The organism is Leptothrix toolikensis (SeqCode) (assembly GCF_057922285.1).
In genome coordinates this window covers 1-10767 of sequence record NZ_JBYSVC010000082.1, presented here as the reverse complement: position 1 = coordinate 10767, position 10767 = coordinate 1, and the positions used below count along the sequence as shown (strand labels likewise).

The following is a 10767-nucleotide window of genomic DNA, read 5'->3' as shown; positions in this document are numbered from 1 at the left end:
GGGGGTCGGTGTGGGAGGCGTGAGGGCGCATGGGAGGCGAGAAAATTCGACAGCTATGATAGTCCGCTCTGTCTTTCCCCCCGTTCCTTTCTGAGTTCGTATCCCCCATGACCCGATCCGACGTTCCACCCAAACCCGACCACAACCTGGGCTTTGCCTACACCCGGGTGCAATTCCAGCAACTGGTCGAAGACGCCTTGGGGGTGGCACGCGACTTGGGGGCCACCGATGCCGCCGTGGAAGTTTCTGAAGGCGCGGGCTTGAGTGTTTCGGTGCGATTGGGCGAACTTGAAAATGTCGAGCGCAACCGTGATAAGTCCATCGGGGTCTCGGTGTACTTGGGCCAGCGGCGGGGCAATGCCAGCACGTCGGATTTTTCGGCAGCGGCTTTGCGTCAAACCGTGCAAGCGGCTTATGACATCGCGCGCTACACCGCCGAGGACGAAGCAGCGGGCTTGGCGGAGGCTGAGGATTTGGCCTTGGGGGCCGCCGCTGAACGCGATCTGGATTTGTTCCACCCGTGGGCCATCAACGCCGAAGAGGCGGCTGCGCTGGGACTGCGCTGTGAGCAAGCCGCCATGGCGACGGATCGGCGCATCACCAATTCCGAAGGGGCCGCAGTCTCGGCCCAGCAATCGCATTTTTGGAGCGGCAGCAGCCGAGGTTTCCGGGGCGGATACGCCAGTTCGCGGCACTCGGTGTCGGTGTCGGTCATTGCCGGCAAGGGCAGCGGTATGCAGCGCGATGGCTGGTACAGCTCGATGCGTTCGGCCCAAGATTTGGCCGATCCAGAGCGGATTGGGCGCTATGCGGCTGAGCGAGCACTTTCGCACCTGAAGGCGCGCAAGATCAAGACCTGTGAAGTACCGGTGTTGTTCGAGTCACCGCTGGCGGCCGGGTTGTTGGGCGCTTATGTCCAAGCCACCAGCGGCGGGGCGCTGTATCGGCGCACCACTTTCTTGAATCAAAGCTTGGGCCAGCAGGTGTTGGCGTCGCATCTCGACATCGACGAAGACCCCTTCATCCTCAAAGCCAAAGGCAGCGCGCCTTTTGACGATGAAGGCGTGATCACCTGCCCACGGCGGGTGCTCGATGCCGGTGTGGTGCAGGGCTATTTCCTGTCGAGCTACTCGGCGCGCAAGCTGGGTATGCGCACCACGGGCCATGCGGGCGGCTCGCAAAACCTCATCATGACCAGCCGGTTGACCCAAGCGGGAGACGACTTGGAGGCGATGTTGCGCAAGCTGGATCGGGGCCTTTTTGTGGTCGAGCTGTTGGGCCAAGGGGTCAATTACGTCACGGGCGATTACTCGCGCGGCGCTTCGGGCTTTTGGGTCGAAAACGGTCGCATCGCCTACCCGGTGCATGAAATCACCATCGCTGGCAACTTGCGCGAGATGTTCCAAGGCATCGTGGCCATGGGCAGCGATGCTTACACCATGGGTAGCAAGACGGTGGGGTCGATCTTGATCGACCGCATGAAGGTGGCGGGGCATTGACGTCAATCACGGGTAAACCCGGGTCAGAAGAGGCGCTGAGGTGTTCCTAGAATGCCCCTCGCTTACGAACAGGAGTTTTCATGCAACGTCGTTCCTTTGTCCGTCACGCTGGCTTGGCGGGTGTTTTGGCTGCTGGGGTTGCTCCCGCAGTGGTGAACGCTCAGGCCGTGCTGCGCTGGCGTTTGGCCTCCAGTTTCCCGAAGTCACTCGACACCATTTTTGGTGCCGCAGATGTTTTTGCGAAAAAAGTCAGCGAGCTGTCTGGTGGCAAGTTTCAGATCTCGGTGCATGCAGGTGGCGAGCTGATGCCCGCTTTTGGCGTGGTCGATGGGGTGCAAAACGGTACGGTGGAAATGGCTCACACGGCACCGTATTACTTCTTCGGCAAAGACGAAACCTTCGCCATTGGCTGCACGATTCCCTTCGGGCTCAACAGCCGGCAGATGACGGCGTGGATGATCGAGGGCAATGGTCTGAAGTTGATGCGCGAGTTCTACAAGAACTACAACATCATCAATTTCCCCGGCGGCAACACGGGCGCGCAGATGGGCGGCTGGTACCGCAAGCCGATCACCTCGATGGCGGACATGAAGGGCTTGAAGTTCCGCGTTGGTGGTTTTGCCGGCAAGGTGATTGAGCGCATGGGTGGCGTGCCGCAGAACATTCCTGGCGGCGAGATCTATCAAGCGCTTGAAAAAGGCACCATCGACGCGGCCGAGTGGGTCGGTCCCTACGATGACAAGAAGCTCGGTTTCAACAAAGTAGCGCCCAACTATGCCTATCCGGGCTGGTGGGAAGGCGGTCCGCAGCTGGACTTCTTCCTGAACCAAAAAGCCTACGACGGGTTGTCGGCCGAATACAAAGCCATCATCGAGTGCGCCGCAGCGGTAGCCCATATCGACATGCAAGCCAAGTACGATGCCAAGAACCCGGTGGCGCTTAAAGAGTTGGTGGCCGGAGGCACCAAGCTGTTCCGTTTCCCCAAGGACGTGATGGAAACAGCGTTCAAGGAATCCATGGCGCTCTACAGCGACATTTCAGCCAAGAATCCGCACTGGAAGAAGGTCTACGAGGACTATGCTAAATTCCGCGCCGATCAAAACCTGTGGTTCCGCTTTGCTGAAGCTGGTTTTGACGACTTTATGCAGGCACAAAAACTCTGAACTCGGCCGAAGAACCCCCCGCTTTTTCCTCTCCAAGCCCAGATGACCGCTCCTTGGCCCTCGGGCTGGGGTTGGCGGTGTTGGGGGCGGCAGCTTTCTCCGGCAAAGCCATCATCGTCAAGTTGGCGTACCGCTACGGGGTCGATGCGGTCACGCTGTTGATGTTTCGTATGCTGTTCGGCCTGCCCTTCTTTTTGGGCTTGGCGTGGTGGGCGGGGCGGGGCAAGCCGGCTTTGACACGTCACGATCTGCTGGTGGTGGCGGGTTTGGGATTCACGGGTTACTACTTGGCGAGTTTTCTCGACTTTGCCGGGCTGGCCTACATCAACGCCAGTTTTGAGCGCTTGATCCTTTATCTCAACCCCACCTTGGTGCTCTTCATCGGGGTGTTTTTCTTGGGGCACAAAGTCAAGCCACGTCAGTGGCTGGCTTTTGCGGTCAGTTATGCCGGGGTGTTGGTGGTTTTTGGCCATGAACTCTGGCGTCATGGCTTTCAGCATGCGCCAAGCGGGGCGGGCGGCGGTTCAGGACTCCACGATGTGGCCTTGGGTGCTGGCTTGGTGTTTGCCAGTGCCTTCAGCTACGCGATCTACCTAGCGGGTAGCGGCCATGTGGTGCAGCGCCTTGGAGCCCTGCGGTTGACCGGCTTGGCCACCAGCGTGGCCTGCCTGTTGTGCGTGCTCCAATTCCTGCTGCTGCGACCGCTGTCCGCCGCTTGGGTGCCGAGTGAGGTGATTGGCCTGTCGCTGCTCAATGCCCTTGTATGCACCTTGTTGCCGGTGGTGATGGTGATGATGGCCATCGAGCGCATTGGGGCTTCCATGACCGCTCAAACTGGCATGGTCGGGCCGCTGGCGACCTTGCTGATGGGCGTGTTCATCTTGGATGAACCCTTCACGCCTTGGATCGCAGCAGGCACGCTCTTGGTGTTGCTTGGTGTGGGTCTCTTGGCCCGCAGTCGTTGAAGAACTTCGATCAGAAAGAAGATGTCATGAGTGAGATGGAGCGCGTGGCTGGCCCGACCCGGGCGTTTTGGCAAAGCCGCTTTGACAGCGGTGATCTGCCTTGGGACCGGGGCCAAGTGAGTCCCCAAGTGCAAGTTTGGCTGGATGCCGGGGTCTTACGTGCGGCTCAGCGTGTGGCGGTGCCCGGCTGCGGCAGTGGTCATGAGGTGCTGGCGCTGGCCCAAGCGGGCTGCGACGTGATCGGCATTGACTACGCCCAAGGTGCTGTGGACCTGAGCCGTGCGCGGCTGCTGGGCGCTGGCTCCAGCGCCGCCCAAGCCGCAGCGGAGCGACTGGTCTGCGCCGACGTTTTGCAATGGCAACCCCCTGAGCCGCTGGACGCGGTCTATGACCAAACTTGCTGGTGCGCCTTGCATCCCGACCGCTGGTCGGATTGGGCTGCGCAACTCCACCGCTGGATTCGCCCGGGTGGCAGCCTGTGCTTGATGGCCATGCAAGCGCTGCGCGACAACGCTGCCGAGGGCTTCATCGAAGGTCCGCCCTATCACTTGGACGTCCACATGCTGCGCGCCTTGCTGCCCGCCAGCCATTGGCTCTGGCCCGCACCGCCCTATGCGCGTGTCGATCACAAGGGCGGCCGTTTCGAGCTGGCGCTGCACCTGCAACGCCGCTGAACTGAAACAGGCCCCTGCGTGATGGTCTGCCTTCCTATGTGAACGTGGAACCATCCTGCCGTTGCGCATGGCGCATCAGGTCGCGTACACTGATCAGGCGCTCCGTGGTTGGTTGACCTGTCTGAAGTGCTTCGGCACTGGAGTAGGACGGGAAGGTTCCCAGCGGGGCGTTTTCTATTTCTGCCGATGAAAGTGCATGCAGGTATTTGGGCTGACCTGCGATGCGGTAGGCTTTCACGGTCAGCTTGACACGGTACAGACTGTCCGCGATGACGACGGGCGCATATAGCCGGAGCACTGATTCAACGTCAGGATTTGCATGGGCGTTATCGGCATGACGCTCAGCCACTACCGCCCGACTGACCAACTCTTCCAGACCTGCAATGGCCAGGGAGTCAGCAACTGACTGATCAGTGTTGTCGCCCATCTTCTTGCGACTTTTCTTGTTGATCGTCAGAAACCACCCGGTGTCGATGTTCCACAAACCTTGTCCGGCTTGCAGCCTCCGCAACGCTTGATCTGCTGCACGTGCCAACTCCTTGCGCGACAGTCCAACACCGAATTCTTTCCCAGTCAGCACCGTCACTAGAACGGGTGGTAGGTCGAAAAGCTTTGGGCGCTGCCCGAAATAGTCCGAAGCTGAATAGGGCATCGCCGCATCGTCCCCCGCCGGCTTACTGCGTCTGCGTCACCGAGGTGATCGTCACGTCGGTGACGGGGACGTTGGCGTAGCCGTTGGCCGTCGTTTGGGTCACCACGGCCGCGATGGCATCCAGCGTTGCAAAGCTTGCTGTGTCACCCGCCAAGATCGTGCCGAAGACGGCATAACCATTCGGGGTCGTGACCGCCGAGGAGTAGTCCAAGCTGGTGTTGTTGATGTGGTTGATGAAGAACTGGGAGGTCGCTGAGTTGGCGACGTTGGTGCGCGCCATGGCCACCGTGCCGCGTAGGTTCTTCAAACCATTGTTGGATTCGAGTGTGATCGGGTTGAACAGCGGTGCTTTTTGCACCGGCCCGGTGGCTCCAGTGGTGAACCCACCGCCTTGGATCATGAAGTTCGAGATCACGCGGTGGAAGATGGTGTTGGCGTAGAAGTTCGGGCTCGCGGCGGTGCCGTAGACGTAGCCAAAGAAGTTCTGCACCGTGATCGGCGCGGCCGTCGGGTTCAACTGAAGGTCGATGTTGCCCTTGGACGTGGCGATGCGAACTTTGGGCTCGGGGACGGTGAAGGTGGGAGTGGAAAACAGGACCGCACCGCTCGTATCTTTGACATCAAAAACCAAAGCGCCACTGCCCAGCAAGGCACATTTGAATTGCGCAGCGGTATCGGTGTTGCCAGCCAAGAGGGTCGGTGTTGTCTGGCACTTGCCGTTGCGGTCACTCAGCGTCACACCCCCAGAGCTGCTGAGATTTTGGCCGTTCACGGTGAACGTGGCGTAGTGGTAATACGCCAAGCTGCTGGTGGCTTGTACGTCGGTGATCGTGGCTGTTGGCAGTGGGGTCGCGCTATTGCTGCTGCCACCACCGCCGCAACCTGTCAACGCGGTCAAAAGGGTGGCGGACAGCAGGGGCAGTGTGAGGCGGGTCAAACGCATGGGCAGGCTCCGAGAAAGATTCGGCGCGATGGTAGCGGAGCGTTTGGGGGCTGTGGTGAACGAATCGTTAGCGGCGGGTGCAACCTGAGGCCGGTTGCGCGGCAGACACCACGATGCCGGCCACGATGAGCAAGAAGGCCACGCCGTGATACCACTGCGGCGCTTCACCCAGCAAGGTGGTGGAGAGCAGGGCGGCAAACAAGGGCGTGAGGTTGCTGAAGAATCCGGCCACCGTGGGCCCCGCCAAGGCCACCCCCCGGCCCCAGAACCAGTAGGCAATGATCGACGGGCCGATGACGATGTAGGCGAGGGCGGCGACCACGTTGCCGCTCCAAGCGATGTCACGCGGGCTGATGAGCTGCTCCAACCCCGCAGCGCTGCCGGCCCAGACGAGGCCAAAAAGGGTTTGCACCAAAAGCCACTCGGACCAGCTCCACGGGCGGCTTGCATGATCGGGCTCAGTGATTTGCGGGCGGGCAGTGCCTTGCATCGAAGCGGGTGGCCGCACCAGCATCCAGCTGTAGATCGACCAACTGGCCGCCGCCAGCAGCATCCAGAGATCACCCCGCTGGATGTGAACCTGCCGCAGCACCGCCAGATCGCCCCGACCCAGCACCACCGCCACGCCGGCCAGCGAGAGCAGGGCCCCGAGCATTTGCAATCGTCGGGGACGCACGCCATAGCCCAGCGCACCCACCACCAGCATCCAGATCGGCATGCTGGCGGCGATCAAGGTGACGTTGATCGGGGTGGAGGTGGTCAGGGCCAGATATTGCAAGGCGTTGTAGGCCCCGACACCGAACAGACCCAAAGGGGCCAAGTAGCGCCAACGGCGCAGCAGCTCAAGCCACTGCGATCGCTGCTGGATGGCGCGTCGGCCCAGCACGGCCAGAATCAGCAGCACGAACAGCCAGCGCAGGGCGTTGAGCATCAACGGCGGCACGCTGCCCACCGCCATGCGTCCCACCACCGCGTTGCCGGCCCACAGCAGGGGCGGCAAGCTCAAAAAAGCGATGACGCGCGCGGTGAGCGGGCTGCTCATGGCTGCGGCTGCTCGGTGCTTCTTTCGATCAACTCGATCTTGTAGCCGTCTGGGTCGGTGATGAAGGCGATCATGGTGTTGCCCCCTTTGACCGGGCCGGGTTCCCGGCTGATGGCACCACCGAGTTCAGCCGCCCGGGTTCGCACCGCTGCGCAGGTGGCTGCGACGTCTGCCACCCCGATGGCGATGTGGCCGTAAGCCGTGCCCAGCTCATAGCCATCCACCCCGTGGTTGTAGGTCAGCTCCAACTCAGCGTGTTCGGGGTTCTTGCCGTAACCCAGAAAAGCCAAGTCATAGCCTTGCTCGGGCCGGTGTGTGGTGCGCAGCAGCGTCATGCCAAGCACTTGGGTATAGAAGTCGATAGCGCGCGGCAGGTTGCCCACGCGCAGCATGGTGTGCAGCAGTCTCATGGTGGTGGTTGAGCTCAGAGGTGGATCAAGCGTACTTGGTGCGGCGGTCCTTGAGCAGGATGGGGGTGATCTCGACCGTGCGTGGCCCGTCGGTGATCCAGACGGTGCCATCTTGAATGGTGACCTGCCACTGCATGCTGCGCTCGACCAACTTGGCCAACTCGGCGCTCGATTCAGCGGGGATGCGCCACACAGCCACTTTGTCCATGCGATCAAGTTTGTTCATGATCCCAGCCCACCAGATGGGGGTGCTGGCGGTGTAGCTGTAGACGCTGACTTGTTCGGAGCGTGAACTGGCTTTTTGGAGACGGCGCTCATCGGGCTGGCCCAGCTCGATCCAATGCAAGATATCGCCGGTGAGATCGCGTTGGAAGACGTCCGGGGCGTCCGGGTCGGAGAGCCCAACGCCAAAGTCGAGCGTGCCGCGATGATCGTCGGCGGGCACGTGCAAGGCGAAAGCCAGCACCCGCAGCAACATGCGTTCATCGGTTTCGGAAGGGTGACGCGCTAAGGTGAGGGCATGCGCGGCGTAAATGCCCCGGTCCATGTCGGCAATTTGCACGTGGGCTTTGTGGATGGTGGCTTTGAGCGCCATGGTGCGGACCGCTGGAGGCGGCCTTGGAGGACAGGGGGCGCTGATTTTAAGGCCCGATCTGTCAACCAGTTACCGCTTCCTTCATTCCGATACAGCCCATGGCTTCAGAGCGCTCGGGGTTCTGACCTAATATGCGCGGCGCAGTCCAGATCCTGAACATGGAGAGAACGTGGGACTTATTCGTGGCCTTGTGGCCTTGGTGATTTTGGTGGCTGCTGTCTGGCTGGGCTATCGCTGGGGGGGTGTTGAGGTGGCGCGACTTAAGGCGGAGTTGGCTGAAATCGCCCGTGTGGCCGATGCCGCTCAGCAAGAGCACCAGCGGGCCAGCAAGGCGCTGGAGCAGCGCATGAGCGAACAAGCTGCTGCGCATGATGTCAAGGTGGCGGCGTTGAATCAGCAGGCTGATACGGATCGTCAGGCACTGGACCAGAGTCTGAAGCACGCGGATGTTCGCCAGACGGAGTTGAGCAAGCAACTTCGCCAGACGGGCCAAGAGTTAGACAAGGTTCGGGTCCGGTTGAGCGACGGCTCTGGCAGTGTCGAAGACCGAGCTAACGCCGTAGCGCGAGAAGCCGAGCTGATCGACTTGCGTGACAAGCTGGCCAAGGCGCAAGCCGCCCAAGCGTGTTTGAAGATCCCCGTGCCTTCGGAAACTTTGACGGTTCTTAATCGCAGCGCGCAACCTTGAGACTCTGGAGATTGCTCATGATGAAGAGGATGTTGATCTGCGCTGCGGTGTTGGCCAGTGGCTGCACGCACTATGTGCCTGTCGTGACGCCTGCCCTGCGCTGTGAACCGGCCCCCAACCTTTTGCAAAGCTGCGAACGGCCCGGTTTGATGCCTGATGGCAGCACTTACGGTGATCTACTCCATCAGGCCCAGACGGACCGACAGAACTTACAGCGTTGCGTTTTGCAGCATGCCGACCTCGTGCAGGCCTTGGCGGTGTGCAATGAAGAAATTGAGCGCCACAACGACGCGCTGACCAAGATCAACGCGGCCGCAGGAAAATCATCGTCGCCTTGACGTCTGACATCGTCCATGCCCGCCCTGTTTGTTAGTTATCGACCCCAAGATCAGCCGGATTGGCTGCTGTCGCAGGTCCGCGCCCGCGTTCAAAAGGACGTTGCAGTCGATTGGGTTGAGCTAGGCGGCTCGCTGGAGTCTTGCCAAATGGTGCTGGTGATGATCGGCCCGCAATGGCTGAGTGCCGCCCATGCCGACGGTCGTCGTCTGATCGATGACCCGCAAGATGCTGTTCATCTCACGTTGACGCGTGCGCTGGACCGGGGCTTGCGCTTGGTGCCGGTGCTGTTGGATGGCACCGTCATGCCGCGCTCCCATGAGTTGCCGACTGCCTTGCAAGCCTTGGTGCGCCGACCGGCCATGAGTCTTCATCCGCAGCGCCTGGATGCCGATATGGGCATGCTGGTCAGCATGATCCGGCGCACGCTGGAGTCCTCGTTTGGCTCGGTGGTGGCCTCTTCGGTGTCGGTACACGCTAAAAACGACCTCCCGCCGCCGCCGCCACCGCCATCACCATCACCATCACCATCACCATCACCGCCGCTGCCTCCCATCACACCGCCCCCGGTTTCGCCGCTGCGCGGGTTGTCTGATCCCGCTGATTTGCCCGAGTTGGCGCAGTTGTTTGCACCCAGCCCGGCACCGGCACTCACCCCGACACCTGCGCCTGTGTCTGCGCCTGCACAGGCCCCTGCGGTGGTGCCAGCGCCACCGCAGATCGCATCCGACCTTGCCTCCGACCCGCCATCGCGGCCATCCTTGGCCGCCTCGGATCGCCGTGAGCGACGTCGGGCCAAGCAGTTACAAAAACGGCGCACCATCGTCGTTCGGCTCTTGATGGTGATCGGCGGGTTCATCTTGTTGATCGGTTTGGCCGCGCTGGGCTGGATGCTGCTGCACCGCCTGGCTCGTCCCGGTGAAACCGAGCCCGCCACGCAAGCGGTCAAACCGGCCGAGTCTGCGGTGGTGTTATCGGCGCAAGCGGCCTCAGCTAAATCCGCCAATGCCCTGCCACCCCTCACGCCGGGTCAAGCCTTTCGGGATTGCGAGGCACCCGCTTGTCCCTTGATGGTGGTTTTGCCGGCGGGGCGTTTTTCGATGGGCTCATCAGCCCCGGGCATGGGGGCCTACGACGATGAGCGTCCTGCCCATGAGGTGAGTGTGCGCAAGGTGGCCTTGGGGCGTTTCGAAGTGACGTTCCAAGAGTGGGAGGCTTGCTTCCAAGACAAAGAGTGCTTGCGGTGGCCTTCAGACGAAGGCTGGGGACGCGAAAACCGACCCGTCATCAATGTCAGTTGGGAAGATGTGCAGGGTTACCTCAAGTGGTTAAGTCACAAGACCGGCCAGACCTATCGCCTGCCGACAGAGGCCGAGTGGGAATATGCCGCTCGGGCCGGCACGACAAGCAACTACGCTTTTGGCAACGATGAAAAGGGTTTGGGCGATTACGCTTGGTTCAGCGGCAACAGCGGCAACCAGTCTCATCCGGTGGGTGAGAAGAAACCCAATGCCTTTGGCATGTATGACATGCATGGGGGCGTCTGGGAATGGGTTCAGGATTGTTGGCATCCCAATTACCAAGGTGCCCCAGCCACGGGCGTGGCTTGGGAGGCCGATTGCCGCTCGGGCAATCGGCGCACCGTGCGCGGCGGTGGCTGGAACGATACGCCACGGGTGGTGCGTTCGACCTATCGCTACGGTTATCTCTCGGATGGTCGTAGCTTGTCGCAGGGCTTTCGCGTGGCCCGTGAGCTGAGCCCCTGAACGAACGCTGAACGCTTAGATCTTCTTGCCGCTC

Annotated in this window: 12 protein-coding genes; 7 read left to right on the top strand and 5 right to left on the bottom strand. The window is 61.2% G+C overall.

The genetic code is table 11. The features are described 5' to 3' along the window. The first annotated feature begins 107 nt into the window (after window positions 1-107). From pmbA to AC3VI7_RS10700, 4 genes are all read left to right on the top strand, one after another. Window positions 108-1499 carry a metalloprotease PmbA gene (gene pmbA / locus AC3VI7_RS10715; protein WP_489668216.1) on the top strand — a complete coding sequence of 464 codons (1392 nt, stop codon included), beginning with the start codon at window positions 108-110 and terminating at the stop codon, window positions 1497-1499. 80 nt (window positions 1500-1579) lie between these two features. Next, the gene (locus tag AC3VI7_RS10710; protein ID WP_489668217.1) at window positions 1580-2662 is read left to right on the top strand and encodes a TRAP transporter substrate-binding protein; all 1083 of its coding nucleotides are present in this window, start codon (window positions 1580-1582) and stop codon (window positions 2660-2662) included. A gap of 53 nt (window positions 2663-2715) precedes the next feature. Beyond that, window positions 2716-3627 carry a DMT family transporter gene (locus tag AC3VI7_RS10705; protein ID WP_489668218.1) on the top strand — a complete coding sequence of 304 codons (912 nt, stop codon included), beginning with the start codon at window positions 2716-2718 and terminating at the stop codon, window positions 3625-3627. A 26-nt stretch (window positions 3628-3653) separates the two neighbouring features. Further along, entirely contained in the window at window positions 3654-4301 is a 648-nt protein-coding gene (locus tag AC3VI7_RS10700; protein WP_489668219.1) for a methyltransferase domain-containing protein, read from the top strand. Between the two features lie 34 nt (window positions 4302-4335). On the opposite strand, the gene AC3VI7_RS10695 is transcribed toward AC3VI7_RS10700, so the two are convergent. The 5 genes from AC3VI7_RS10695 to AC3VI7_RS10675 all read right to left on the bottom strand — a co-directional run bounded on the left by AC3VI7_RS10695 (window position 4336) and on the right by AC3VI7_RS10675 (window position 7943). Continuing rightward, complete coding sequence (locus AC3VI7_RS10695; RefSeq protein ID WP_489668220.1) at window positions 4336-4953, bottom strand: LPD3 domain-containing protein; 618 nt, start codon at window positions 4951-4953, stop codon at window positions 4336-4338. A gap of 22 nt (window positions 4954-4975) precedes the next feature. Next, window positions 4976-5896 carry a peptidylprolyl isomerase gene (locus AC3VI7_RS10690; protein ID WP_489668221.1) on the bottom strand — a complete coding sequence of 307 codons (921 nt, stop codon included), beginning with the start codon at window positions 5894-5896 and terminating at the stop codon, window positions 4976-4978. Window positions 5897-5963: 67 nt separating this feature from the next. Next, window positions 5964-6938 (bottom strand): DMT family transporter, encoded by a 975-nt coding sequence (locus AC3VI7_RS10685; protein WP_489668222.1) that lies wholly within the window; start codon window positions 6936-6938, stop codon window positions 5964-5966. Continuing rightward, window positions 6935-7348, bottom strand: a complete 414-nt coding sequence (gene gloA, locus AC3VI7_RS10680; protein ID WP_489668223.1) for a lactoylglutathione lyase — start codon at window positions 7346-7348, stop codon at window positions 6935-6937. The genes AC3VI7_RS10685 and gloA overlap by 4 nt, the downstream gene beginning before the upstream one ends. A gap of 25 nt (window positions 7349-7373) precedes the next feature. Then, window positions 7374-7943: a YaeQ family protein gene (locus AC3VI7_RS10675; protein WP_489668224.1), complete on the bottom strand. Its 570-nt coding sequence runs from the start codon at window positions 7941-7943 to the stop codon at window positions 7374-7376. A gap of 169 nt (window positions 7944-8112) precedes the next feature. Here AC3VI7_RS10675 and AC3VI7_RS10670 point away from each other — a divergent pair, with 169 nt between their 5' ends. From AC3VI7_RS10670 to AC3VI7_RS10660, 3 genes are read left to right on the top strand one after another with little or no spacing between them, the layout of a single operon-like run. Further along, on the top strand, window positions 8113-8631 hold the full coding sequence (locus AC3VI7_RS10670; RefSeq protein ID WP_489668225.1) for a hypothetical protein: 519 nt from the start codon (window positions 8113-8115) through the stop codon (window positions 8629-8631). Between the two features lie 17 nt (window positions 8632-8648). Next, on the top strand, window positions 8649-8969 hold the full coding sequence (gene lysC / locus AC3VI7_RS10665) for an Rz1-like lysis system protein LysC (RefSeq protein WP_489668226.1): 321 nt from the start codon (window positions 8649-8651) through the stop codon (window positions 8967-8969). A gap of 15 nt (window positions 8970-8984) precedes the next feature. Next, window positions 8985-10733: a formylglycine-generating enzyme family protein gene (locus AC3VI7_RS10660; protein WP_489671143.1), complete on the top strand. Its 1749-nt coding sequence runs from the start codon at window positions 8985-8987 to the stop codon at window positions 10731-10733. Window positions 10734-10767: the final 34 nt, after the last annotated feature.